This window comes from Solirubrobacter phytolaccae, from assembly GCF_027587195.1.
GTDB classification, from domain to species: Bacteria; Actinomycetota; Thermoleophilia; order Solirubrobacterales; family Solirubrobacteraceae; genus Solirubrobacter; species Solirubrobacter phytolaccae.
Map to the genome: position 1 here is coordinate 20,220 of NZ_JAPDDP010000027.1, position 25,446 is coordinate 45,665.

The following is a 25,446-nucleotide window of genomic DNA, read 5'->3' on the forward strand; positions in this document are numbered from 1 at the left end:
TCGAGGGTTGGACGAATGTTCGTCCAGGACTTGACTTAAGTGGCGCGTCCGGCCGTGGTTACACGTTTACGTAGGAAGCAAACGCTTTCCGCGTCAGCGTGCGACGACACGGATCGTGCGTTCGAGGCGCCCGTCGACGTAGACGCGGACGGTCAGCTTGCCGCTGCGGTAGGGAGCCGCGATCGCCTTCGTGCCCTCGGCATGGAAGCCGGATTCGTGCTTGCGCTTGCCGCCGCCGACGACGGTCACCGCGACCTCGCAGCGGGCGGGGCAGGTCACGCTCCCGAGCCGGAGCTTGCCGTCGAGGCGGAACGGCCGCTCGCGCAGCGTGAGCGTGAACGCGGGCTTGATCGGCCCGAGCGGCGCGGACAGCTGCGTTCGCGGTTCGGGCTTGAAGTCCCACGGACGGTCGTCGTTCCACGGCCCCGGCTTCGCGATCACGGGAACGGGGATCCCCCGCCGGTCGCTGGGGGACGGGTCCTGGCTCACGAACAGGAAGAAGCCCGCGAGCGCATCCGGGATGGGACGGCCGTCGGACCGGCGGTCCGTGATCGTGTCGCAGGCGGAGCCGCACGCCCTGAGGTAAGCGGGCAACGAGTGGCAGCCGGTCGCGGTCGTCGTCCGGCAGGCGAACACGCGGATCTCGTTCCGGGTGTCGCCCCATCCGCCCTGCCAGGTTCCGGCCGTCCACACGGCCCGGGCACGGGCCACGGCCGGGCCGGTGATCGCGGGCGGCGTCGCCGCCGTGACCTGGCCCTGCCACGCCGGGCTCCGATCGGTCCCCAGCTCAGCCGTCCGCACCTCGAACGTCGTGCCCACCGCGGTCTCACCGGGCGCGAAGGCCCTGCGGTCGTGCTCGCTCGTGTTCCAGCCGCCCTCCACGCACGGCGTGCCGCCGGGCGGGCAGACGAAGACCTGATCCTGGCTGCCGGTGTGCGTCGTGATCAGCGGCTGACCGTCGGCGGTCAGCCGCCAGGCGGCGTCAGCGGAGGCGGGTAGGGCAAGGGCGACGAGCAGCGCCGCGAGGAGCACGCGTCCAGGCATGCGGCCAAGCTAGCGCCGACGCGCCACTCTCGAACCTCGAACGGTCGGCTAGTCGCGATCGGGGTTCTTGACCCCGTCCGGACCCGCTTCCAGCAGCGCCACGCACTCGATGTGCGGGGTCTGCGGGAACATGTCGACCGGGCGGACCTTCTTGAGCTGGTACCCGGCCTCGACGAGCTGCGCGGCGTTGGGCGCGAGCGTCGTCGGGTTGCAGGAGACGTAGACGATCCGCGACGGGGCGGCGTCGACGATCCGGCGCACGATCTTGGCCGAGAGGCCCGCGCGCGGCGGGTCGATCACGGCGAGGTCGGGCTTGCCCTCGGCCTCCACCAGGTCGCGCAGCGCGAGGCGCGCGTCGCCGGCGTAGAAGTTCGCGTTCTGGATGTCGTTGAGCTTCGCGTTGGCGATCGCGTCGGCGACGGCGGGCGCGACGATCTCCAGGCCGGTCACGTGGCGGGCGCGGGTGGCCAGCGTCAGCGCGATCGTGCCGATGCCCGAGTACAGGTCGAAGACCTTCTCGTGGCCGCGCAGCCCGGCGTACTCGAGCGCGACGTCGTAGAGCTTGTGCGCCATCTCGGTGTTCGTCTGGAAGAACGCCTCGGGCGAGATCAGGAAGTCCAGCGTGTTGATCTTGTCGACGAGCTGGGGCGCGCCGGCGAGCAGTGTCGTCTCGCCGCCCGTCGTGGTCTCGCCCAGGTCGGCGGTCTGCGTCCACCAGAGGCCGTCGCAGTCGACCGCGTCGATGAAGCCGTCGACGTCGAGCTTGCCGGGCGAGGTGATCAGGCGCACCTGCGTCTGCCCGGTCATCCGGCCCTCGCGGATCACGAGGTTGCGCAGGAAGCCGCGCTGGTCGCGGCGATCCCACGGCATCAGGCCGTTGCAGAACTTCAGGACCTGCCGGCGCAGCTCGTTGACCTTCTCGGAGGCGAGCATGCAGTCGTCCATCGGGACGATGTCGTTCCAGCGGCCGGGCGCGTGGAAGCCGCACACGAGCTCGCCCTCGGGGCCGGAGCCGAACGAGAACTCGAACTTGTTGCGGTACCGCCACTCCTGCTCGGCGGGGACGATCGGCTCGATCTCGAACCCGTCCAGCTTCCCGATCCGGCGCAGCGCGTCCTCGACCTGCTCGGCCTTGACCTCGAGCTGCTTCGCGTACGGCATGACCTGCCACGGCGCGCCCGGATGGTCGGCGACCGGCGCGATCCGGTCCGGGGACGGTTCCACGACCTCCACCACGCGAGCCTCGGCGTAGGCGCGCTTGGCCTTGCCGACCTCGGCCTTGACCCGGTCACCCGGGACCCCACCGGCGACGAAGAGCACGTAGCCGCCCTCGGTGCGGGCGACGCCGTTCCCGCCGTGGGCGAGGGAATCGATGGTGAGTTCAAGCACGTCGCCGCGCGAGGGTCGAGTCGAAGTTGGCGAAGACATGGGATGTGTGAGGATGACAGGGTGTCCATCGACTCCCCTGATGAGCTGGCCGCTCTGCGCGCCGCCGGCCGCGTCGTCGCCGAGGCGATCCGCGAGATGGCCCGTCGCGTCCGCCCCGGCGTGAGCACGGGCGAGCTCGACGACGTCGCCGCGCAGGTCTTCAAGCGCTACGGCGCGCGCTCGGGCCCGCAGCTCGACTACGACTTCCCCGGCGTCACGTGCCTCTCCGTCGACGACGAGGCCGTGCACGGCATCCCCGGTCCGCGCCGACTGCGCGAGGGGCAGCTGATCAAGCTCGACGTGACCGCCGAGCTGGACGGCTTCTACGCCGACGCCTGCCGCACCGTCCCCGTCGGACGCGTGCGCCCGCGCGAGCAGCGCCTGATGGCGGCGTCGCAGTCCGCTTTGAAGCGCGGCCTCGAGGCGGCGACGGCCGGCGTGAACGTCGGCGTCGTCGGCAAGGCCGTCAACGACGAGGTCAGCCGCCGCGGGTTCAGCGTGATCGAGGAGCTCGCGGGCCACGGCATCGGCCGCAAGATCCACGAGGAGCCCGACGTCCCGAACATCGACTGGGACGGCCCGACGCTCACCGACGGCCTCGTGATCACGATCGAGCCGATCATCGCGGCCGGCGACGGCGAGGTCTACATGCACGACGACGGCTGGACCGTGAAGACCTACGACGGCTCCTCGTGCGCGCACTTCGAGCACACGATCGTGATCACGGAAGCCGCCCCGATCCTCCTGACGGCATGACGGTCGTCCCCGGGAGGCTCGGCCTCGGCTGCATGGGCATGACGTGGGCCTACGGCGCCGCGGACCGCGACGACGCCGAGTCGATCCGCGTGATCCACCGCGCCGCGGAGCTCGGCGTGACGCTGCTCGACACGGCCGACATGTACGGGCCGTTCACGAACGAGACGCTGGTGGGCAAGGCCATCGCCGGCCGCCGCGACGACTACTTCGTCGCCACCAAGTGCGGGCTCGTGGTCGAGGACGCCGCCGAGTACGTCCTCGCCAAGGACGGGCGGCCCGAGCACGTGCGCGAGGCCGTCGACGGCTCGCTGCAGCGGCTCGGGATCGACCACATCGACCTCTACCAGCTGCACCGCGTCGACCCGGAGGTCCCGCTCGAGGAGACCTGGGGCGCGATGGCCTCGCTCGTCACCGAGGGCAAGGTCCGCGCGCTCGGGCTGTCCGAGGTGAGCGTGGAGGAGATCGAGCGCGCGCACGCGATCCACCCGGTGGCGTCCGTGCAGTCGGAGGGCTCGCTGTGGACGCGGATCGCGTTCGAGGCCGTCGTGCCGTGGTGCGTCGCCAACGACGCCGCGTTCCTGCCGTTCGCCCCGCTCGGCCGCGGGTTCCTGACCGGCGCGCTGAAGCCGCAGAGCTTCCCGGCGGGTGACTTCCGCAAGAACAACCCGCGCTTCCAGCCTGAGGCGATGGACGCCAACCAGGCGCTGGTGGCGAAGGTGATCGAGGTCGCGGAGCGGCGTGAGGTCACCCCCGCGCAGGTCGCGCTCGCGTGGCTGCTGGCTCAGGGCTCGTGCGTCGTCCCGATCCCCGGCACGAAGAAGGTCTCGCGCCTGGAGGAGAACGCGGCGGCGGCGAGCGTGACGCTCACCGCCGAGGACCTCGCGGAGCTCGACGAGCTCCCCGAGGCGGTTGGCTCGCGTTACTGATCGAGCCGCGAGTCGGTGGCGTTGAGCACCGTCTTGCGGTTCGCGTTGCGGCGCTCGTAGTCACGCACGCGGCGCAGGTCCACCGTCTCGAGCGCGTCGAGCTGGGACACGATCTGCGCCGCGGTCAGGTCGTCGTAGTCGGCGATGGGGAACTCGTCCTCGCCGACCCCGATCGCGGCCTTGACCTCCTGCAGCACCCGGTCGGCGGGCGCCGAGATCGCGCGCCGCACGATCTCCGACATCAGCTCGGCCGCGTCGTCGCGGGTCATCCGGCCGCGGCGGACCGCGTCGTCGAGCGTGTCCTGCAGGCGCTCACGCGTGATCACCATCACGTCGAGCGGGTTCTTGAGCTGCGGGGACATCGGGCCGATCCTGCCTACCCCTCGTCCGCCGGGGGCGAAACGAGGAGTTCGAGCAGCGCCTTCTGGGCGTGGCGGCGGTTCTCGGCCTGGTCCCAGATCCGCTGGCGGTCGCCGTAGAGCACGGACTCGGTGATCTCCTCGCCCGGATGCGCCGGAAGGCAGTGCAAGGCGATCGCGCCGTCGTTGGCGTGATCGAGCAGCGCGTCGGTGATCGCGTAGTCGGCGAGCGCCTCGCGGCGGGCGGCGGCGGAGCTCTCGTCGTCGCTCATGCTCACCCACACGTCGGTGTAGACGGCGTCGGCACCCTTGACCGCCTCGACCGGGTCGGTGAACAGCTTCGCCGGCGTGTCGGTGATCTGGTAGCCGTCCGGCGCGGCGATCCGCACCTCCATACCGGCGATGTCGCCGACCACGGCCAGCGAGCGCGCGACGTTGTTGCCGTCGCCGACGTACGTGATCACGCGGCCGCTGAGCTCCCCGAACGTCTCCTTCAGCGTGAGCAGGTCGGCGATCGCCTGGCACGGGTGATGCCCCGGGCTCAGCATGTTCACCACGGGGACGGTCGCGTGCTCGGCCAGCCCGTTCAGCTCGTCCTCGTTGCCCGTGCGCAGGCCGATGATCTCGCTGTGGCGGGAGAGGATGTACGCGGTGTCGCGCACGGACTCGCCGCGCGTGAGCTGCATCTCGTCCGGGCGCAGGATCATCGGGTGCCCGCCCAGCTCGAACACGCCGGACTCGAACGACGTCCGCGTGCGGGTGGACGGCTTGTTGAACACCAGCGCGACGGTGCGGCCCTCGAGTGCACGCGAGGACAGCGGAGCCTCCTTGAGCGCGGCCGCTCGATGCAGGAGGAGTGAGAGCCGCGGCGCGTCCAGCTCGGCGCCGGTGATGAAGTGTTGGGGTGCTGGCATTGAGCTGGAACCTCTACCACGGTCGCGCGCGAAATCCCGTGCGGCGATCGTTGCTCGACGAGTTTTCCGAAGCTTTGGCGGGCTGGGAATGGGACGTCGCCATCTTGCAGGAAGTGCCGCCGTGGTGGCCTGCGGTGCTCGGCGAGCGCTGTGGCGCGTCCGCGCGCTGGGTGCTGACGTCGCGCAACTTCGGGCTCGCGCTGCGGCGGGCCGTTTCCGACCGGAATCCGGAGTTGCTCAAGGCGAACGGCGGTGGATGCAACGCGATCCTCGTTCGCGGAGCGGTCGGGGACCATCGTGTCGTCCGTCTGACGTGGTGGCCGGAGCGGCGGTGGGCGCACGGGATCGTGCTCGCCGACGGGCTGACGGTCGTGAACTTGCACGCTTCGACCCACCGGGACGAGTGGGCGGCGCGCGACGTGGCCCGGGCCGCGGAGGCGTGGGCGTTCGACACGCCGCTGCTGCTCGGCGGGGACCTGAACCTGCGCCGGCCGGCGATCGACGGGATGACGTGGCTCGGCGGCAACCACGTGGACCACTTCTTCGCGCGCGGCGCCGCGGGCTCTGGCTTCGAGGTGCTCGAGCGCGGGCCGTTGTCCGACCACCCGCCGATCCGGGTCCGGGTCAGCCTCTGAGCCCGAACCCGCGCAGCATCAACATCGCCCGCTCGCCCGCCGTGCCCGGCTTCGGGACGACGCCGAGGTCCATCGCGGCGCTGTAGACGTCGAAGAAGGCGCGGACGCGCAGGAAGCGCTGCTCGTCGTCCAGCTCCGCGTAGACGACGGCGTGGACCTCCAGCTGCCGCTTGGTCGGGTGGATGCGCCCGATCTCACCCAGGTGCGTACCGAGGATGCGGCAGGGCGCGGAGACGAACGTGCCGTTGCTCAGCCGCGCGCCGGTCGAGTTCACCCGCGCGTCGGGCAGCGCCTTCCACAGCTGGCGCGCGTGCCGAGCGAGCCGCCGCGTGCCGATCAGCGGCTCCTCGGTCAACGGGTCCTCGTAGTGGACGTCCGGGCTGCAGATGGATTCGAACCCCCGCGCATCACGGCCCGACCAGGCGCGGTCCCACGCGTCGAAGAGCTCGTCCACCTCCATCGGACGCCATGATGGCTGACTTACACCCCGGGCGGCCCGAACGTCCAGCCGGCGCCGTTCAAGAGGGTGGCGTCGGTGGTGTGCAGGCCCTCGGGCGCCGTCGACGTACACGTCCAGACGCGCGCCCGGCTCCCACACGACCGCGAAGTGATGCCAGTCGCCGTCGTTGACCACCGTCGTTCCGGACACCTCGACCTCGGAGAGGAACACGCGCACGAGGCCGCCGCTGATGTCGTCGAGCAGCAGGGCGGAGGCCGCCGCACTCGTGGGAACGGCAAGCGCGGCGACGAGCAACAGGGGCGCGAGCAGCGCGCGCAGGAGCGAGGCCGCAGACCAGCGACCTTGGGCGAGGCGTGAAGACAGTGGTCAGTCGTCGAACCCGAAGCCTCGATTGCCCTTTTTCTTGCCCTTCCGGGCCTCGCGATCACGGACGTTTGGCGCTTGCGTGCGCTTCCGCAGCCGGGTTAGGGTCGCCTGTAGATGAGACTTCGAGTGGCGATGCTCGCCGTAGCCGCGAGCCTCGCCGTGGCGGGCCCCGCCGCGGCGGACACGTACACGGTGACGGGGAGTGCCGACAACTCGATCCCGGCTGGATGTGCGCCGGCCGGAGCCGGGGCGTGGACGTGCACGATGCTGCGCGCAGCCGTCAACGCGGCGAACGCATCGACGACGGTGGACGACGAGATCCTGATCACGTCGCCGACGGTCAATCTCCCGGTCGGGCAGATCGACATCACCGACAACGCGACGATCGCGGGCCTGGGCGCTCGTCAGACGACGATCGACGCGACCGGGGCCGGAGCGCCCGCGTTCCGGATCACCGGGAACTCGACCGTCACGCTCGCGAACATGACTGTCCGGCGTGGGACGAACGCGAACGTCGACGTCTTCGACGGCTCCCAGGTCAGCCTCGCGTTCGTGCGGCTGACCGCCGCGACGAGCGGAGTCGGCCTCCTCAACGAGGGCGAGGCCATCGTCACCTACAGCCTGATCGACGGCAACCCCGGCGGCGGGATCAGAAACGTCGGCGGAGGCGGCCCGGCAATCCTGACCCTGGGCGACTCGACGATCGCCGGCAACACCGGCGCCGGCATCAACTCGATCGGCAACAGCGCCAACGACGTCGACATCTTGTACTCGACGATCGCGCGAAACACCGGAGCCGGCCTGGCCTTCGACAGCCAACAGCTCGCGAACGTGGAGGCCTCGATCATCGCCAACAACAGCGTGAGCTGTTCCGGCGGCACGGTGGACGGGACCTCCAACGTCGAGAGCACGACGAGCTGCGCGCTCGACGCGGGAACGAACCGGGTGGTCTCCGACCCGCTTCTGGCCGCCGGCCTCAGCAACCAGGGTGGCTTCACCGACGTCCTGACGATCCCCGCCAACAGCCCGGCCGCCGACTACGTGTCGCCGTGCTTCCTGTTGATCGACCAGCGGGCCTTCAACCGGCCCGCGAACCAGCCCTGCGACGCCGGAGCGTACGATCGCGACGCGGTCGACCCGGGCTTCGTCGTCGACCCGCAGCCGACGCCCACGCCGACCCCTGCTCCGCCGCAGCCGACTCCGACGCCCGCGCCGCCGGCCGAGCCGACGCCGGTCCCGAACCGGAGCGTCGTCGGCGACGAGGAGCGCGGCACGGTCAAGGTCAAGCTGCCCGGCACGAGCAGGTTCGTCGACCTCAACGACGTGACGAGCCTGCCGAACAACACGGAGATCGACGCGCGCAAGGGCGCGATCAAGATCAAGGCGGTGCCGAAGGCGGGCGCCCCGGCCGAGGAGGCGACGTTCTCCGAGGGTCTGTTCAAGCTCAATCAGCGGGGCGGGGTGACCACGCTGACGCTGAGCGAGGTACTCGACTGCCCGAAGGGCAAGAAGGCGTCGCTAGCCGCCAAGAAGGCCAAGAAGCGCAAGCTCTGGGGTGACGGCAAGGGCGCGTTCCGCACCCAGGGCAAGTACAGCGCCGCCACGGTGCGCGGCACCAAGTGGCTCGTCGAGGACACGTGCACGACCACGACCGTCCGCGTCACGCAGGGCGTGGTCCGTGCAACCGGGCAGGGCAAGTCGTACACCGTCCGCGCCGGCCAGAAACGCGTGTTCCGGGCGAGGAAGTGAACGCGCGGGCGGGACGCCGGGGGACGATGCTCGCCGCCGTGGCGAGCCTCGCCACGGCGAGTCCCGCCGCGGCTTCCACCTACACCGTGACCGGCTTCACCGACAGCTTGACCGGCTCGTGCCAACCCGCCGGCCTCGAGGCGTTCGCGTGCACGACGCTGCGCGCCGCCGTGACGCAGTCGAACACGAGCGCGGGCGCCGACGCGATCACGCTCGGGGCGGGCCGCTACGACCTGACGGCCGGTGACCTGCTGATCAGCGACGGCTTGACGGTGTCCGGCGTCGGCCCGCGCCAGACGACGGTGTCCGCCAATCAGAGCGACCGCGTGTTCACGATCGGCGCGGACGCCGACGCGACGATCGGGTTGATGACGATCCGCGACGGGTCGATCGGCAGCGGACCGGGCGGCAACATCCTGGTCAACCAGGCGGCGACGCTCGGGCTGACGTTCGCGCGCGTGACCAACGGCACCGCCACCCAGGGCGCGGGCATCAGCAACCAGGGCGAGCTGACCGTCGCGTTCAGCACGATCGACGGGAACGTCGCGACGACGATCGGCGGCGGCATCGACAACAACGGCATCGACGACGGCGCCCAGGTGATCGTCGGCGACTCGACGATCGCCGGGAACACCGCGCCCGAGGGCGGCGGCATCAGCTCCCGCGGCGGCCTCAACACCTTCGACCTGCTGCACGCCACGATCGCCCGCAACACCGGCTCGGGGATCTGGTTCCAGGAGCAGCAGGACACGCTGGCCGTGGGCTCGATCCTCGCCGGCAACAGCACGGGCAGCTGCACGGGAACCGGGACGCTGAGCGGCAACCTGAACGTCGACAGCGGCAGCACCTGCGGGCTCGCGCCGACCGGCAACCAGCTCAACACCGACCCGCAGCTCGCCCTCACGCTCAGCAACCAGGGCGGCCAGTTCAGCACGGACGTGCTGACGATCCCGGCGACCAGCCCGGCGGCCAACTCCGTGACGCCCTGCTTCAGCCAGCTCGACCAGCGCAACTTCAGCCGCGGCGGCGCGCCGTGCGACGCCGGCGCCTACGACCACGACGGGATCGACCCGGGCGGCGGCCCTGGGCCCGATCCGGACCCCACGCCGACGCCCACTCCCGACCCTCCGCCGCCTCCGCCCGCGATCCCCGCGGCCCAGCCGACGCCGACGCCCGCGCCGACCGTGACACCCACGCCGACGCCGGTCGCCAACCGGCAGATCGTCGTCGAGGAGCAGCGGGGCACGGTGAAGGTGCAGCTGCCGGGCACGAAGACGTTCGTGGATCTCGACGCAACTCGCGGCGTCCCGGTGGGTTCGACGATCGACACGAGAAAAGGCGCCGTCGTGCTCACGGCGGTACCGAAGCCGGGCGCCCCGCCCGAGAAGGCGACGTTCTATGACGGGTTGTTCAAGGTGACCCAGTCCGGCGGCCTGACGACGCTCACGCTGACCGAGGAGCTCGACTGCCCCAGGCCGGGCCGTGCGTCGCTCGCTCAGAGAAAGCCGAAGAAGCGCAAGCTCTGGGGTGACGGCAAGGGCGCCTTCCGCACCCAGGGCAAGTACAGCGCCGCCACCGTCCGCGGCACCAAGTGGGTCCTGGAGGACACGTGCACGTCCACGACCATTCGCGTGACGCAGGGCACCGTCTACGGCCTCGACCGCCGCGGCAAGCGGGTCATCGTCCGCCCCGGCAAGCCGCTCGTGGTGCGGGCGAAGCCGTGAGGCGGCTCCTGCTGACGACGGTCGGCGCGATGCTGCTCGGCGCGGCGCCGGCGCATGCGGAGACGTTCCAGGTCAACACGGCGCTGGACACCGCGAGCTGCGACGCGATCGCCTGCTCCCTGCGCGGAGCGTTGGCCGCCGCGGTCGCCAACGGCGTCGCGGAGGACGACGTGATCAACCTGCCGGCGGGCACGTACGCGGTGCCCGAGTTGAGCGTGAGCGGAGCCAACGCGCGACGCATCACCGTGAGCGGCGCCGGAGCCAATGCGACGTTCGTGCAGCCGGCCGGCGCGACGCGGGTCTTCTCCTTGTCGAGCACCGGCTTCGATCCCGGGCAGTTCGTGCTGCGCGGTTTGACCGTCCGGGGCGGACGGCCGGCGTCTGGGGCGGGCGGAAACATCTCTGCCTCGAGCATCGTGCTCGGGCTCGAAGACGTGCGGATCACCGACGGGCGCGCGACCGCCGGCGGCGGGCTCTCCGTGATCGGGGCCTCCGGGACGACCGGCCTGGTGATCTCGCGCAGCCTGATCGACACGAACGCGGCGACCGGTGTCAGCGGCGGCAACGGCGGCGGTATCTCGATGCCTGGCCAGACGTTCCCGTTCGCGGCCACGATCACGGACTCCACGATCGCCTTCAACACGGCCGCGGGCTCGGGTGCGGGCATCTCGATCACGAGCAACTCGGCGCCCACCCTGCGTGGCGCGACCGTCGCGTTCAACACCGCGACCGCCGGGGTGGGGGGCATCCAGTCGTCGAGTACGGCCGCGACGATCCAGGGCTCGATCTTCGCCGGCAACCGCGGCGCGAACAACGCGGTGCAGAACTGCTCGTTCAACGGTGCCGTCACCGATCAGGGCGGCAACATCGAGGACAGCAACCAGTGCGGCGCGGCCACCGCCGCGAGCCGCCAGAACACCGAGCCGCAGCTCGCGACGGCGCTCGACGGCTCGCAGCCGCCCGCCCTCGCCGTGGTTCCGGGCAGCCCGGCCGTCGACTTCGCCGCCTGCGCCGGCCGGACGCTCGATCAGCGCTCCACGCCTCGCCCGCAAGGTGCGTTGTGCGACGCCGGCGCGTACGAGTACAACCCGCCGCCGTCCACCGCCGTCGCCGGCGCCGCGCCGCCGTTCACGTTCAGCTCCAGCGAGGCGGGGTCGACGTTCGAGTGCTCGCTCGACGGCGGGCCGTTCGTCGCCTGCGCCTCGCCGTACAACCCGGGCGCCGCGCCCGGGACGCACACGCTCGCGGTGCGGGCGGTCGACGCGCAGGGGGTTCCCGACCCGAACCCGCAGACCGTCACGTTCACGGTCCAGCCGCCGCCGACCGCCACGCCGACCGTGACGCCGTCGCCCACGCCGACCCCGGTCGTGAACCGCACCGTGGTGGTCGCGGAGGTCAAGGGCACCGTGAAGATCAAGCGCAAGGGCAGCAAGCGCTACGTCGATCTCAACGCGGCCGAGGGCATCCCCGTCGGATCGAGCGTCGACACGCGCAAGGGCACGGTCGAGCTGACGTCGGTCCCGAAGGCCGGCGCCCCGCCCGAAAAGGCCCGGTTCTACGACGGCCTCTTCACGATCGCCCAGTCGAAGGGCATCACGACGCTCAAGCTGAGCGAGCAGCTCGCCCGCTGCCCGAAGGGCAAGGCCTCCGCGGCCGCCAAGAAGGCCAAGAAGCGCAAGCTCTGGGGCGACGGCAAGGGCGCGTTCCGCACCCAGGGCAAGTACAGCGCCGCCACTGTCCGCGGCACCAAGTGGCTCGTCGAGGACTCGTGCGCGGGCACGCTCACGCGGGTCACCCAGGGCTCGGTGCGCGTCGAGCACGGGAAGAAGCGCATCATCGTGCGGGCCGGTGGGCGCTACCTGGCGAAGCCGCGATGAAACGCGCGCTGCTCACGCTCGCCGCCGCGCTGGCGTTCGCCGCGCCCGCGTCCGCGGCGACCTTCACGGTGACGACCACGACCGACAGCGGCGGCTCGTGCCCGCCGATCCGCCAGCAGCAATGCACGCTGCGTACGGCGCTGGGCCAAGCCGCGCAGAACAGCGAGGCCGACACGATCACGCTCCCCGCCGGCACATACGAGCTCAACCCGCAGCTCGGCGAGCTGACGATCTCGGGTGAGGCGGCGCTGCTCGGCGCGGGCGCGGGGCAGACGACCATCCGGAGCCCGGGTGGGTTCCGCGTCTTCAGCGTCGCCTCGGGTGGCGGGAACGCGATCTCCGGCGTGACGATCACCGGCGGCACCGCGACGAGCGGCTCCGAGACGATCGGCGGGAACGTCGAGATGGCGCACGGGGCCGATCTCGCGCTCGACCACGTCCGCATCACGGGCGGCACGGCGTTCCGTGGCGGCGGCATCGCCACGGGCGGCGGCGGCAGCCTCGAGATCCGCCACAGCCTGATCGACAACAACGTCGCCCAGCCCGGCGGCCAGTCGCCGCTCGGTGACGGCGGCGGCATCCTCATGCGCTCCAACGACAACCCGCAGACGCTGCTCGTCGCGGACACGACGATCGCGTTCAACCGCGCGTCGCGCGGCGCGGGGATCACGGCCACCGAGCAGAACGGCAACCAGTCGCGGCTCGAGCGCGTGACCGTCGCCGACAACGCCGCAAGCGTGACCACGGGCGGCGGACTGCTGATCACCGACCAGCAGCGCGTCGAGGTCCGCGCGTCGATCTTCGCGCGCAACACCGGCAACTTCAGCCAGGCAGCGTCGCTGATCGGCCCGTCGAACTGCGGTCCGACGCGCCCGACCAGCGCGGGCGCGAACGTGGAGTCAGGGGCGGACTGCGGCTTCGAGCGCCAGAACACGACCGGCGGACTGGCCGTCACGCTCACCGACGGTGGCGGTCAGACGCCCGTACTCGCGCTGCCCTGGACGAGCGATGTGCACGACTTCGCCGGCGGGTGCGACGGCACCGACCAGCGCGACGTCGCGCGACCGCAAGGCGCTGGCTGTGACCCGGGCGCCTACGAGGCCACCGAGCCGCCTCCGCCGCCGCAGGCCACACCGGTCCCGACCGCCGTTGCGACCCAGACGCCGACCGCGACTCCCCCACCGGCCCCGACGCCCGTCGTGAACCAGACGATCGTCGTCGCGCCCGGCGGCGGCACCGTGCTCGTCAAGCTCAAGGGCGCGAGCCAGTACGCGCCGCTGGACGTCACCAAGGGCATCCCGGTCGGCTCGACCGTCGACACCCGCAAGGGCCGCGTGCGCCTGACGTCGATCCCGAAGGCGGGCGCGCCGCCCCAGACCGCGCTCTTCTACGACGGCCTGTTCAAGGTCACGCAGAAGGGCGGGATCACGGACCTCCAGCTCGTGGAGCCGCTCGCGGCCTGCCCGAAGGGCCGCGCGAGCGCCGCCGCGAAGAAGGCCAAGAAGCGCAAGCTGTGGGGCGACGGCAAGGGCGCGTTCCGCACCAGCGGCAAGTACTCCGCCGCCACCGTCCGCGGCACGAAGTGGCTCGTCGAGGACTCCTGCGCCGGCACGCTGACCCGTGTCGCCCAGGGCTCCGTGCGCGTCACGCACGGCAAGCGGACGATTGTCGTACGCGCCGGGAAGCGCTATCTGGCCCGACCTAACCGCTAGAACAGGGAAACTGGCGCGGGGACGGTTAGCCTCACTTTCAAGGAGGCCGGAGGATCGATGCGGTTTACACGGATGTTCTTGCTGACGGTGGTCGCGTGCTTTGCGATCACCCCCGGCGCGTGGGCGGCGACCTACAACGTGAACACGACGGACGACGTACCGGGCGACTGCCCGGCCACGTGCTCGATCCGTGGCGCGATCACCGCCGCCAACGCCAACGTCGACGGAGACACGATCGTCATCCCGGCGGGTCAGTACTCGCTCACGCAGACCCTCGCGCTGCGGGTGACGAACCCGGTCACGATCACCGGCGCCGGCGCGAACGTGACGACGATCACCGCGAACCCGAGCGTCGAGATCCGCGCGCTCGAGATCGCCAACGCCACCGCCGCGATCTCCGGCCTCACGCTGCAGGGCGGCCAGGCGCTGTTCGGCATCAACGGCCCGCACGGCGGCGTGCTGATGGCCCAGTCGAGCACGGTCACGCTGGACGGCATCCACGTCTACGGCGGCTCCGCGCTGAGCGGCGGCGGCATCGCCAACCGCAACGGCACGATGACGATCAACCGGTCGCTGATCGAGCGCAACAGCGCCACGCAGGGCGGCGGTGACGGCGGCGGCATCATCAACTTCGGCGGTGACGGCGGCAGCGCGGCCTCGCTGACGATCCGCAACTCGACGATCGCGTCCAACACCGCGCGGCTCGCGGGCGGGCTGATCAGCTACGGCAGCCCGCAGAACACGGTCACGACCGAGGGCGTGACGATCGCCCAGAACCACGCGGGCGACCGCGGCACCGGCGCCGTGCAGATCGGCGAGGGCAGCTGGTTCGCCCAACTCACGCTGGTCGCCGACAACTTCCACGAGCAGACGTCGTCGAACTGCGGCGGCACCAAGGCCGTCTCCAACGGCTGGAACGTCGAGACCAGCAACGGCGAGTGCGGCTTCACCCAGGAGGTCGACCGGCGCGTGCTCGACGCCAAGCTCGCCACCTCGCTCGACAACAACGGCGGCCCGACGCCGACGATGGCCCTGCTCCCGGGCAGCCCGGCGATCGACCTCCTCACCCAGCAGTCCTGCCCGGGCGTCGACCAGCGCGGCACGCTCCGCCCCAAGGGCGCCGGCTGCGACGCGGGCGCGTTCGAGGCGGCCTACTGGGTCGCCATCACGGGTGGGCCTGAAGGCGGGACGCGCAACGCCACGCCGACGTTCACGTTCGGCTCCACCGAGGGCGCGGACGGCTTCCGCTGCCGGCTCGAGGGTCGCGACGCCGCCTTCTCGCCCTGCACCTCGCCCTACGTGGTCACGACCGCGCTGCCCGCCGGCGACTACACCCTCCACGTCGAGGCGCTCCTCAACGGCCAGCCGCAGGGGACCGCGGAACGCAGCTTCGTGCTCGACACGCAGGCCCCGCCCGCGCCCATGGTCACCACCCCCGCCAACAACAGCTTCCAGCGCGACACCGTGGTGACGTTCTCGGGCACCGCGGAGCCGAACGTGTTCATCCGCATCCTCGACGAGACCGGAGCCGAGATCGACTCGGTCAACGCGGACGGCACCGGCGCGTGGCTGCGCGTGACGAACCTGTCGCCGGGCCAGCACGACCTGAACGTGGTCGCGACCGACGCGGTCGGCGACTCCGCGCCGACGCCCGTGCGGGTGACGGTCGACCAGACGTTCCCGGTGGCCCAGATCGACGCCGGGCCGACGGTGTCCAACGGCGAGCAGATCACGTACACCTACAGCGCCAACGAGCCCGCCACGTTCGAGTGCCAGCTCGTGGGCTGGGAACCGGATGCGCAGGAGTGCCCGGCGACCGGGAAGACGTACACCGACGTCGATCCCGGCGAGTACCGCTTCGAGGTGCGCGCGATCGACCGGGCCGGCAATCACAGCGAGGCGCCGGCGCGGCAGAACCTCGTCGTCGACCGGACGGCGCCCACCGTCGGCATCACCTCCGGCCCGCCCGCCCACACGGGCAGCAACGACGTCACGTTCACGTACACCTCCAACGAGCCCGACGGGACCTTCATCTGCGGCCTGACCGGGCCTGGGGTCAGCGGCCCCGCGGAAGCGCCGTGCCCGGCGACCGGGAAGACCTACTTCGACCTGGGCGACGGGGCGTACGAGTTCAGCGTCAGCGCCGTCGATCGCGCGGGGAACCGCAGCGCGACGCCCGATCGCTTCGCGTTCGTCGTCGACACGGCGGCGACCGCCGCGCCCGAGGTCTCCGAGGCCGCGACCGACAGCATCGCGGCGACGTTCACGTTCTCGACGGCGCAGGCCGGCCGCACGCTCACCTGCCGCCTGGACGGCCCGGGACGCGGCGCCGACTTCGCGCCGTGCGCCTCGCCGCTGCGCTACGAGAACCTCGCCGCCGGCGACTACCGCTTCACCGTGCGCTCGACCGACTCGCTCGGCAACTTCGCCGACGCGCCCGTCCGCACGTTCACGATCGCCGCACCGCAGCCGGCGCAGCCGACCCCGGTCCCCACGGCCAGCCCGACCCCGAGCCCGACGCCCGCGCCGGCCCCGACGGTCAACGAGGACGTGACGATCCGGCCGACCGGCAAGGTGCTGGTCAAGATCCTCGGCACCAACCAGTTCGTCGCCGTCAACTCGCTCGAGGACATCCCGCTCGGCTCGGAGATCGACACCACGAACGGGCGTGTCGTGCTGCGGTTCGAGACCGAGAAGGGCAAGGTCCAGACCGGCACGTTCTACGGCGGCATCTTCAAGGTCACCCAGGTCGGCAAGATCCTCGACCTCAAGCTGACCGAGCCGCTCGCCGCCTGCCCGAAGAAGCAGGGCAAGGCGTCCACCGCGCAGAGCAAGAAGAAGAAGTCCCGCAAGCTGTGGGGCGACGGCAAGGGCGCGTTCCGCACCTCCGGCAAGTACTCCGCCGCCACCGTCCGCGGCACCAAGTGGCTCGTGCAGGACACCTGCTCCGGCACGCTGACGCGCGTGACGAGCGGCGTCGTGGCCGTCCGCTACCGCGGCAAGGACCGCCTGGTGCGCTCCGGCAAGCGCTTCCTGGCGAAGCCGTACTAAAGAGCTGCCCATTTGGACGTTGTCCGCCACCTGACGTTCCGGTTAGTGTCGCTCCGGAATGGGGTGGCGTGCAGCGTTCATCGCACTGATAGCCGCGCTGGCCCCTGCGCCGGCGGCCTACGGCGCCGTCTTCACCGTCACCGGCACCGGTGAGGGCGGCAGTTGCACCGGGACGAGCTGCGCGAGCCTCCGTGCCGCGAGCGCCGCCGCTGAGGCGACCAAGAGCGAAGCCGACACGATCAACGTCCCTGAGGGCGTGATCCAGATCAACAACGACCTGGTCGTGCAGTCGGAGATGACGATCAACGGCGTCGACGCGCGCAAGACGATCATCGACGGCGGTGCGAAGTACCGCCTGCGGACGAGCGCGAGCGGCGTGTTGACGCTCTCCCGGTTCACGATCCGCAACGGCGCCGCTGGCGGTGGAGACATCCTGGAGGGAGGCGGGATCTACAACGCCGGGGTCCTCGGCCTGCAGGACGTGCGCATCACCGCCAGCCGAGCCACGCGCGGAGGCGGCATCGCCAACAACCTCGGTCGGATCACGGCGGACAACCTGCTCGTGGACCACAACGTCGCCACGGCCGCGGGTGGGGGCGGGGGCATCCACAACGTGGGCGGATCGGAGATCCCCGCCTTCCAGGGCATGCTGATCCTGACCGACGCCACCTTGTTCGCCAACGACAGCAGCGCGACAGGCGGCGCGGGCGGAATCGTCTCGACGGGCAACGGGGCGCTCGTATCGATCTCGCGCTCGACGATCGCCGACAACACCGGAGGCGGGCGCGGCGCCGGCGGGATCATCCCGAGCGGAAGCACCCAACTCGTCGGCAGCATCGTCGCCCGCAATCTGATGGCCGGCGAGCTCGTCAACTGCGACGCCGACCGACGGCCTACCGACGGCAACTTCAACGTCGAGGACGACAAGGACTGCGGCCTCGCGCCCGGCGGCATGAAGCCGCAGCTCGCGACTGCGCTCAGCAACCAGGGGGGTCAGCTCGACGTGCTGACGATCCCGACGGGCAGTGACGCCTTCAATCGCATGCCACTCGGCGACACGCCGTGCGAGGGCACCGACCAGCGCGGCCTGTCCCGGCCGCAGGGCACGGCCTGCGACGCGGGCGCGTTCGAGATCGACCAGGCCGCGACCGTGCTGATCACGGAGGGCCCGAGCGGGACGATCACGTCCACGAGCACGCAGTTCAACTTCCAGGCCAGCGAGAGCGGCGTGACGGTGCAGTGCGACCTGACCGGGCCGGGCCAGACCGCGGGCTTCGAGGAGTGCTACAAGTCGAACGCGCAGCCGTACTCGGACCTCGCGGACGGGCCGTACACGTTCTCCGTGCGGGCGGTGAGCGCGGCGTTCCCGAACCCGCCGGTGAGCACGCGGTCGTTCGTCGTCAACGCCGCCGGCGCGCCGAACACGACCATCACGGGCGGGCCGAGCGGGCCCGTCGGCGACACCACGCCGACGTTCACGTTCACCTCGAGCGAGGCCGTCGGGTCGACGTTCCAGTGCCGCGTGGACTCCGCCGCGTTCGCCACCTGCACCTCACCGCACACGACCGCCGCGCTCAGCCAGGGCGCGCATACGTTCCAGGTCCGCGCGATCGACGCGGCGGGTGTCGTGGACGCCAGCCCGGCCGGCCAGGCGTTCACGGTCGACACCGTCGCGCCCGAGACGACGCTCGGCAGCGGCGGCCCGACCGGCACCGTCGCGTCCACGAGCGCGACGTTCACCTACTCGTCCGAGGCCGGCGCGCAGTTCCAGTGCGCGCTCGACGGCGCCGCGTTCAGCACCTGCCCGACGGGCTACACCGGGCTCGCGCAGGGCTCGCACACGTTCCAGGTGCGCGCCGTCGACGCGGTCGGGAACGTCGACGCCACGCCCGCGTCGCGCACGTGGACGGTTGACACCGTCGCACCGAACACGACGATCGGGAGCGGGCCGAGCGGCGCCACCGCCAGCACCACGGCGACCTTCACGTTCACGTCCAACGAGGGCGGCGTGAACTTCCAGTGCGCGCTCGACGGCGCGGCGTTCGGGGCCTGCCCGGTGAGCTACACGGGCCTGGCGCAGGGCGCGCACACGTTCCAGGTGCGCGCCGTGGACACTGCCGGCAACGTCGACGCCTCGCCCGCGGTCCAGAACTGGACGGTCGACACCGTCGCGCCGGACACGACCCTCGTCGGCGGCCCGACCGGCGCCACCGCCAGCACCTCCGCGACCTTCACGTACACCTCCAACGAGGGCGGCGTGAACTTCCAGTGCGCGCTCGACGGGGCGGCGTTCAGCGCGTGCCCGACGGGCTACACGGGCCTCGCCCAGGGCGCGCACACGCTGCAGGCGCGGGCGGTCGACGCCGCCGGCAACCTCGACGCCACCCCGGCGTCCCGCACCTGGATCGTCGACACGGTCGCCCCGACGGCAACGATCGACGCGTCTCCGCCGCGGACGAACGACACCACGCCGTCGTTCACCTTCACCGCCAACGAGGCCGGCGCCACCTTCCAGTGCCGGACGGACGCGGGCACGTTCGCCCTCTGCACCTCGCCGTACACGACCGCCACGCTGGCCGAGGGCAGCCACACCGTCGAGGTGCGCGCGATCGACACGGCCGGCAACCAGGGCGCGGCGGCCAGCCGGACGATCGTCGTCGACACCACCGCCCCGGCGGCCCCCACCGTCTCCGGCCCGACCGGTGCCACGGGCGACAACACACCGACGTTCACCTTCACGGGCGAGGCGAGCGCGAGCTTCGAGTGCCGCGTCGACGCCGCCGCGTTCGCCGCCTGCAGCTCGCCGCACACCACCGCGCAGCTCGCCGACGGCGCCCGCACGTTCCAGGTGCGCGCCGTCGACGCCGCGGGCAACGCCGGCAGCGCCGCCTCGCGCAGCCTCACCGTCGACACCGCCGCGCCCGCCCCGCCGGTGTTCACGGCCCCGGCCGAGAACGCGCTGCTCGCGGTCGGCACGGTCGACCTCCGCGGCACCGCGGAGGCGAACGCGACCGTCCAGCTGCTCGAGAACGGGGAGTCGGCGGGCAGCTCGCCCGTCGGCGGCACCGGCCTGTGGAACGTGATCGTCACGCCCACCGACGGCACGCACACGTACTCGGCGCGCACGATCGACGCCGCCGGCAACCAGAGCACCGCGGTCACGCGCACGATCCGGATCGACACCACGATGCCGAACACGACGATCGCCAGCGGGCCGACCGGCACGACCGGCGACACGACGCCGACCTGGACCTTCACCGCGACCGAGGCGGGCTCCACCTTCGAGTGCGCGCTCGACGGCGCCGCCCACACCGCCTGCCCGACGCCCTACACCGCGCCGACGCTCTCGGCCGGGCAGCACACGCTCAGCGTCCGCGCCGTCGATCCGGCCGGCAACCGCGACAACACGCCCGCGACGGTCACGATCACCGTCGACACCTCGGCGCCGAGCGTGACGATCCTCTCTGGCCCCGCCGGCGCCACGAACGACACCACGCCGACGTTCGGGTTCAGCGCGGAGGCGGGCTCGACCCTCGCCTGCCGCGTGGACACCGCGGCGTTCGCGAGCTGCTCGAGCCCGCACACGACCGCGGCCCTGGCCGAGGGCGCGCACACGTTCGAGGTCCGGGCGACCGACGTCGCCGGCAACCCCGCGACGGACTCGCGCTCGTTCACCGTCGACACCACCGCGCCGAACACGACGATCACGGGCGGCCCGACCGGCCCGACGAACGTCGCCGCACCGACCTTCACGTTCACCTCGACCGAGTCGGGCGGCACGTTCCAGTGCCGGGTGGACGCCAACCCGTTCACGAGCTGCGCGTCGCCGCACTCCCCGGGGACGCTCGCCGCGGGCGCGCACACCTACGAGGTGCAGGCGATCGACGCGGCCGGCAACCCCGACGGCACGCCGGCCTCCCGCGCGTTCACGGTCGACACGACCGCGCCGCCGGTGCCGTCGCTCAGCTGGACCACGCCGGGCACCGACAACACGCCGACGTTCACCTTCACCGGCGAGGCCGGCGCGACGTTCCAGTGCCGGGTGGACAGCGCCGCGTTCGCGACCTGCTCGACGCCGTTCACGACCGCGCAGCTCGCCGACGGCGCCCACCGGTTCGAGGTCCGTGCGGTCGACGCGGCGGGCAACCCGAGCACGGCCGGCGGGATCAACTTCACGATCGACACGGTGGCGCCGAACCCGCCCGTGGTCGCGCAGCCCACGGCGAACCAGTGGCTGACCGCGTCCACCGTCACCGTCACCGGCACGGCCGAGGCGGGCACGTCGGTGGAGCTGCGCGAGGGCCAGTTCACGCGCGGGACGACGACCGCGACCGGTGGGAACTGGTCGATCACGGTCAACACCGTCGTCGACGGCACGCACACCTACGAGGCCACCGCGCGCGACACGGCCGGGAACACGAGCACGGCCGCCACGCGCACGTTCCGGGTCGACACCGCCGCGCCGAGCGCGCCGGTGCTCGAAGCGCCGACCGTCGAAGAGTCGACCGTGTCGCTGTCGGGCTCGGCCGAGGCCGGGAGCACGGTCGAGGTCTTCGAGGGCGCGACCTCGCGCGGCACCACCACGGTGAACGCGAACGGCTTCTGGGGCCACTCGCTCGCCGGTGTGAGCGACGGCTCGCACACCTACACCGCGCGGGCACGCGACGCCGCGGGCAACCAGAGCGCCGCCTCGGCGTCCCGCACGGTGGTCGTCGACACGGTCGCGCCCACCACGACGATCACGGCCGGCCCGAACGGGCCGACGAACGACGCGACGCCGAGCTTCTCCTTCAGCGCCGAGGCCGGCGCGACGTTCCAGTGCCGGGTGGACGGCGCGACCTTCGCGACCTGCCTGTCCCCGCTGACGACGGCAACGCTCGCCCCCGGGCAACACACGTTCGAGGTCCGCGCGACGGACACGACCGGCAACCAGGGCGCGGCCGCCTCGCGCACGTTCACGGTCGACACCGTCGCGCCGGCGATCACCATCACGGCCGGGCCGGACGGCGCGACCAGCGACACGACGCCGACCTTCACGTTCACGGGTGAGCCGGGCGCCGTGCTCGCCTGCCGGGTCGACGCGGCCGCGTTCGCGGCCTGCACCTCGCCGCACACCACCGCGCTGCTCAGCCAGGGCCCTCACACCTTCGAGGTTCGCGCAATGGACGCGGCCGGCAACGACGCTACCGACAAGCGGACAATCACTGTCGACGACGGCCCGCCGGCGGCGCCGCTGCTGACCGGCCCGAGCGGCCCAACCAACGACAACACGCCGACGTTCACGTTCACGGGCGAGACGACCACGTTCCAGTGCACGCTCGACGGCGTCGAGTTCCCGTGCGCCTCGCCGTTCGCCCCGGAGCCGCTCGCGGACGGGCCGCACGCGTTCACGGTGCGGGTCTTCGACACCGCCGGGAACGGGAGCGAGCCCGCCACGCGGGCCTTCACGGTCGACACGACGCAGCCCGCCCCGCCGGACGTGACGAGCGGGCCCGCAGGCGCAACCACCGACGCCAACCCCGCGTTCGCGTTCACCGCCGCCGAGAGCACGGTGGAGTGCCGGCTCGACGGCCCGGGCGGACCGGGCGCGTTCGGCGCCTGCGGGTCGCCGAAGGCGTTCAGCGCGCTCGCGCCCGGCGCCTACGTGTTCTTCGTGCGCACCACGGACGCCGCCGGCAACCAGTCGACGACCCAGCGCGCGTTCACCGTCACGCAGGTCCAGCAGGCGCAGCCGACGCCGGTGCCGACCGTCGCTCCCGCCCAGACGCCGACGCCCACCCCGACCCCGGTGCCGAACCAGACGATCGTCGTCTCGCCCAAGCCAGGCGGCCCCGTGCTGGTCAAGCCCAAGGGCGCGTCGAAGTTCGAGCCGCTGGACGTGACCAAAGGCATCCCGCTCGGCTCCGAGGTCGACGTGCGCAAGGGCCGCGTGACCCTGACCTCGATCCCGAAGCCCGGCGCGGCGCCCGAGACCGCCGACTTCTACGGCGGCATGTTCATCGTCACCCAGAAGGGCGGCATCACCGACCTCAAGCTGAGCGAGCCGCTGACGGGCTGCCCGAAGGGCCAGCGCGCGAGCGCGTCCGCCAAGAAGAAGACCCGCAAGCTCTGGGGCGACGGCAAGGGCGCGTTCCGCACCTCCGGCAAGTACTCCGCCGCCACCGTCCGCGGCACCGTCTGGCTCGTCCAGGACTCCTGCACCACGACGCTGACCCGCGTCACCCAGGGCGTGGTGCAGGTCCAGGACTTCGTGACCAAGAAGAAGCTCCTGGTCAAGAAGGGCAAGCGCTACACGGCCAAGGCCAAGCGCCGCTAGTACTCGGGGAAGCCCTCTTCCGGCGTGGAGGCCTGCGCGTACAGGCGGCGCGGGATGCGGCCGGCGCGGTAGGCCAGGCGGCCCGCCTCGACGCCGAGGCGGATGGCGCGCGCCATCGTCTCGGGCTCCTCCGCGCGGGAGACGGCGGTCGCGCACAGGACCGCGTCGAAGCCGAGCTCCATCGCCAGCGCGGCGTCCGACGCCGTGCCCACGCCCGCGTCGAGGATCACCGGGACGCCCGCGCGCTCGCGGATGAGCCGCAGGTTGTAGGTGTTCAGCAGGCCCATGCCGGAGCCGATCGGCGAGCCAAGCGGCATGACCGCGGCGCAGCCGACGTCCTCCAGGCGGCGGGCGAGGATCGGGTCGTCGTTGGTGTACGGGAGGACGATGAAGCCGTCGTCGACGAGCTCCTCGGCGGCCTCGAGCAGGGCGACCGCGTCGGGCAGCAGCGTGCGCTCGTCGCCGATCACCTCGAGCTTGACCCAGTTCGTCTCGAACGCCTCGCGGGCCATCTTGGCCGTGAGGACGGCATCACGGGCGGTGAAACAGCCCGCCGTGTTCGGGAGCAGCTGGACGCCGGCGGTGTCGAGCACGTCGACGATCGAGCCGTGCTGGCCCGGGTCGATCCGGCGCAGCGCGACGGTCACGAGCTCGGAGCCCGAGACGGTCAGCGCCCCCGCCAGCGCGTCGAGTGAGCGGAACCCGCCCGTGCCCAGCAGCAGCCGCGAGCTCAGCGTCTTGCCCGCGATGGTCAGTGCATCGGTGTTCGTATCGGTGACGGCCATGTCAGCCTCCCTGGATCGCGCGGAGGATCTCCACCCGCGCTCCTTCGTGCAGCTCGGTCTTCGCCCACTGCCCACGCGGGACGACTTCGGCGTCCACGGCCACCGCGACGCCGCGTCCCGCACCCGGCAGGTCGAGGGCGACCAGCGCGCTCTCGACCGTCGCGCCGTCCGCGAGCGTCGTGGGTTCTCCGTTCAGGACGACGTTCATGCAGCGACTCCGGCAAAGCGTTGGGGGTTGGCGGGCGCGGCCCAGTCGGGCAGCGGCTCACCGTTGAGGACGGAAGCGACGAGGTCGGCGGTGACCGGCGTGAGCAGGATCCCGTTGCGGAAGTGGCCCGTCGCCCAGACGAGGCCTTCCAGCGTGCCCGGCCCGATCGCGGGCAGGTTGTCCGGCGTCGCGGGCCGCAGCCCGGCGATCAGCTCCTCGATCTCGAGCTCGAAGATGCCCGGGACGAGCTCGGACAGGTCGCGCAGGAGCTCGTAGACGCCGCCCGCCGTGGGGGTCGTGTCCCAGCCGCGCTCCTCCATCGTCGCGCCGAGGATGTACTGGCCGTCGCCGCGCGGGACGAAGTACGCCTGCTCGCCGCGGATCGTGCGGGAGACCAGCCCCGGGCCGTTCGGGTCGCGCAGGCGCAGCACCTGGCCCTTGACCGGGCGAACCGGAACGCGCGCGGAGGCGGGCATGTCCAGCTTCGCGACGTCCACGCCCGCGGCGATCACGACCTGGTCCGCCCGCACGGTGCCCTCGGGGGTGATCACCCCGGTCACCCGGTCGCCGTCGAGCAGCAGGCCGGTCGCCCGCGCGTGGTCGTAGACGGTGACCTTGCGCTTCAACGCGGCGACGAGCTTGCGCGGGTCCACGGAGTGGTCGGACTCGATGTGCAGCGCGAGCCGGACGGTCGGCGCGAGCGCGGGCTCCAGCTTGCGCGCCTGCGACGGCCGCAGCCGCTCCACGGGCAACCCGAGCCCGCGGCGGAACTCGGCCAGGCGGTCGAGCGCCTCGGCCTCGTCGCGGTCGCGTGCGACGACCAGCGTCCCGACCTCGCGGTAGCCCGGCTCCTCGAGCTCCGCGCAGAACGCCGCGTACCGCTTCGCGCTCTCCAGCCCGAGCTGGAGCAGGTCGCCCTCGCCGAACTCGGCCTCCGAGACGGGCGCGAGCATCCCCGCGGCGACGTGCCACGCGCCCGGTTCACCCGCGTCGATGACGACCGCACGCGCGCCGCGCTGCTCCGCACGCCACGCGCAGGCGAGACCGATCGGCCCGCCGCCGACGACCGCGACGTCGAAGCTCTCTGACTGCGCTGACACTGGTACTGCTCGCCTCCCTACGCCGGCACGACCCGG

The 25,446-nt window shown here is 72.0% G+C and carries 17 protein-coding genes; 9 read left to right on the forward strand and 8 right to left on the reverse strand.

The features are described 5' to 3' along the window. Positions 1-93 precede the first annotated feature (93 nt). Both OJ997_RS16080 and rlmD read right to left on the reverse strand, forming a co-directional pair. Positions 94-1,044 carry a hypothetical protein gene (locus OJ997_RS16080; RefSeq protein ID WP_270026182.1) on the reverse strand — a complete coding sequence of 317 codons (951 nt, stop codon included), beginning with the start codon at positions 1,042-1,044 and terminating at the stop codon, positions 94-96. Between the two features lie 48 nt (positions 1,045-1,092). Then, positions 1,093-2,433 carry a 23S rRNA (uracil(1939)-C(5))-methyltransferase RlmD gene (gene rlmD / locus OJ997_RS16085; RefSeq protein WP_270026183.1) on the reverse strand — a complete coding sequence of 447 codons (1,341 nt, stop codon included), beginning with the start codon at positions 2,431-2,433 and terminating at the stop codon, positions 1,093-1,095. A gap of 60 nt (positions 2,434-2,493) precedes the next feature. Between rlmD and map the strand changes: the two genes are divergently transcribed. After that, positions 2,494-3,228: a type I methionyl aminopeptidase gene (gene map, locus OJ997_RS16090; RefSeq protein WP_270026184.1), complete on the forward strand. Its 735-nt coding sequence runs from the start codon at positions 2,494-2,496 to the stop codon at positions 3,226-3,228. Continuing rightward, on the forward strand, positions 3,225-4,154 hold the full coding sequence (locus OJ997_RS16095) for an aldo/keto reductase (protein ID WP_270026185.1): 930 nt from the start codon (positions 3,225-3,227) through the stop codon (positions 4,152-4,154). The genes map and OJ997_RS16095 overlap by 4 nt, the downstream gene beginning before the upstream one ends. Here the strand turns inward: OJ997_RS16095 and OJ997_RS16100 are convergent. Both OJ997_RS16100 and argF read right to left on the reverse strand, forming a co-directional pair. After that, positions 4,148-4,516, reverse strand: a complete 369-nt coding sequence (locus OJ997_RS16100) for a hypothetical protein (protein ID WP_270026186.1) — start codon at positions 4,514-4,516, stop codon at positions 4,148-4,150. The two genes, OJ997_RS16095 and OJ997_RS16100, sit on opposite strands and share 7 nt — an antisense overlap. Before the next feature lie 14 nt (positions 4,517-4,530). Then, the gene (gene argF, locus OJ997_RS16105; protein ID WP_270026187.1) at positions 4,531-5,427 is read right to left on the reverse strand and encodes an ornithine carbamoyltransferase; all 897 of its coding nucleotides are present in this window, start codon (positions 5,425-5,427) and stop codon (positions 4,531-4,533) included. Between the two features lie 50 nt (positions 5,428-5,477). Here argF and OJ997_RS16110 point away from each other — a divergent pair, with 50 nt between their 5' ends. After that, entirely contained in the window at positions 5,478-6,062 is a 585-nt protein-coding gene (locus OJ997_RS16110) for an endonuclease/exonuclease/phosphatase family protein (RefSeq protein WP_270026188.1), read from the forward strand. Here the strand turns inward: OJ997_RS16110 and OJ997_RS16115 are convergent. Next, positions 6,052-6,816, reverse strand: coding sequence for an ester cyclase (locus OJ997_RS16115; protein ID WP_270026189.1), 765 nt, complete (start codon positions 6,814-6,816; stop codon positions 6,052-6,054). The two genes, OJ997_RS16110 and OJ997_RS16115, sit on opposite strands and share 11 nt — an antisense overlap. A gap of 186 nt (positions 6,817-7,002) precedes the next feature. On the opposite strand from OJ997_RS16115, the gene OJ997_RS16120 reads away from it, so the two are divergent. The 6 genes from OJ997_RS16120 (at position 7,003) to OJ997_RS16145 (ending at position 23,317) form a co-directional block, all read left to right on the forward strand. Continuing rightward, entirely contained in the window at positions 7,003-8,637 is a 1,635-nt protein-coding gene (locus OJ997_RS16120; RefSeq protein ID WP_270026190.1) for a choice-of-anchor Q domain-containing protein, read from the forward strand. 26 nt (positions 8,638-8,663) lie between these two features. Beyond that, positions 8,664-10,361 carry an autotransporter outer membrane beta-barrel domain-containing protein gene (locus tag OJ997_RS16125; protein WP_270026191.1) on the forward strand — a complete coding sequence of 566 codons (1,698 nt, stop codon included), beginning with the start codon at positions 8,664-8,666 and terminating at the stop codon, positions 10,359-10,361. Beyond that, positions 10,358-12,238 (forward strand): choice-of-anchor Q domain-containing protein, encoded by a 1,881-nt coding sequence (locus OJ997_RS16130; protein WP_270026192.1) that lies wholly within the window; start codon positions 10,358-10,360, stop codon positions 12,236-12,238. The genes OJ997_RS16125 and OJ997_RS16130 overlap by 4 nt, the downstream gene beginning before the upstream one ends. Continuing rightward, a complete protein-coding gene (locus OJ997_RS16135; protein WP_270026193.1) occupies positions 12,235-13,950 on the forward strand; it encodes a choice-of-anchor Q domain-containing protein in 1,716 nt (571 codons plus the stop codon). Before OJ997_RS16130 ends, OJ997_RS16135 begins: the two co-directional genes overlap by 4 nt. Positions 13,951-14,022: 72 nt before the next feature. Continuing rightward, on the forward strand, positions 14,023-17,001 hold the full coding sequence (locus OJ997_RS16140; RefSeq protein WP_270026194.1) for a choice-of-anchor Q domain-containing protein: 2,979 nt from the start codon (positions 14,023-14,025) through the stop codon (positions 16,999-17,001). A gap of 58 nt (positions 17,002-17,059) precedes the next feature. After that, a complete protein-coding gene (locus OJ997_RS16145; protein ID WP_270026195.1) occupies positions 17,060-23,317 on the forward strand; it encodes an Ig-like domain-containing protein in 6,258 nt (2,085 codons plus the stop codon). On the opposite strand, the gene OJ997_RS16150 is transcribed toward OJ997_RS16145, so the two are convergent. The 3 genes from OJ997_RS16150 to thiO are packed head-to-tail and all read right to left on the reverse strand — an operon-like array spanning position 23,314 to position 25,410. Beyond that, positions 23,314-24,102 carry a thiazole synthase gene (locus OJ997_RS16150; RefSeq protein ID WP_270026196.1) on the reverse strand — a complete coding sequence of 263 codons (789 nt, stop codon included), beginning with the start codon at positions 24,100-24,102 and terminating at the stop codon, positions 23,314-23,316. The two genes, OJ997_RS16145 and OJ997_RS16150, sit on opposite strands and share 4 nt — an antisense overlap. Before the next feature lies 1 nt (position 24,103). Then, complete coding sequence (gene thiS, locus OJ997_RS16155; RefSeq protein WP_270026197.1) at positions 24,104-24,310, reverse strand: sulfur carrier protein ThiS; 207 nt, start codon at positions 24,308-24,310, stop codon at positions 24,104-24,106. Next, the gene (thiO, locus tag OJ997_RS16160; protein WP_270026198.1) at positions 24,307-25,410 is read right to left on the reverse strand and encodes a glycine oxidase ThiO; all 1,104 of its coding nucleotides are present in this window, start codon (positions 25,408-25,410) and stop codon (positions 24,307-24,309) included. The genes thiS and thiO overlap by 4 nt, the downstream gene beginning before the upstream one ends. Positions 25,411-25,446 lie beyond the last annotated feature (36 nt).

What these genes read in the sequence shown, in the direction of transcription:
- OJ997_RS16080 (WP_270026182.1), bottom strand. Translation starts at nt 1,044, where the DNA reads ATGCCTGGACGCGTGCTCCTCGCGGCGCTGCTCGTCGCCCTTGCCCTA.
- OJ997_RS16095 (WP_270026185.1), top strand. Translation starts at nt 3,225, where the DNA reads ATGACGGTCGTCCCCGGGAGGCTCGGCCTCGGCTGCATGGGCATGACG.
- OJ997_RS16100 (WP_270026186.1), bottom strand. Translation starts at nt 4,516, where the DNA reads ATGTCCCCGCAGCTCAAGAACCCGCTCGACGTGATGGTGATCACGCGT.
- argF (WP_270026187.1), bottom strand. Translation starts at nt 5,427, where the DNA reads ATGCCAGCACCCCAACACTTCATCACCGGCGCCGAGCTGGACGCGCCG.
- OJ997_RS16120 (WP_270026190.1), top strand. Translation starts at nt 7,003, where the DNA reads ATGAGACTTCGAGTGGCGATGCTCGCCGTAGCCGCGAGCCTCGCCGTG.
- OJ997_RS16125 (WP_270026191.1), top strand. Translation starts at nt 8,664, where the DNA reads ATGCTCGCCGCCGTGGCGAGCCTCGCCACGGCGAGTCCCGCCGCGGCT.
- OJ997_RS16135 (WP_270026193.1), top strand. Translation starts at nt 12,235, where the DNA reads ATGAAACGCGCGCTGCTCACGCTCGCCGCCGCGCTGGCGTTCGCCGCG.
- OJ997_RS16140 (WP_270026194.1), top strand. Translation starts at nt 14,023, where the DNA reads ATGTTCTTGCTGACGGTGGTCGCGTGCTTTGCGATCACCCCCGGCGCG.
- OJ997_RS16145 (WP_270026195.1), top strand. Translation starts at nt 17,060, where the DNA reads ATGGGGTGGCGTGCAGCGTTCATCGCACTGATAGCCGCGCTGGCCCCT.
- OJ997_RS16150 (WP_270026196.1), bottom strand. Translation starts at nt 24,102, where the DNA reads ATGGCCGTCACCGATACGAACACCGATGCACTGACCATCGCGGGCAAG.
- thiS (WP_270026197.1), bottom strand. Translation starts at nt 24,310, where the DNA reads ATGAACGTCGTCCTGAACGGAGAACCCACGACGCTCGCGGACGGCGCG.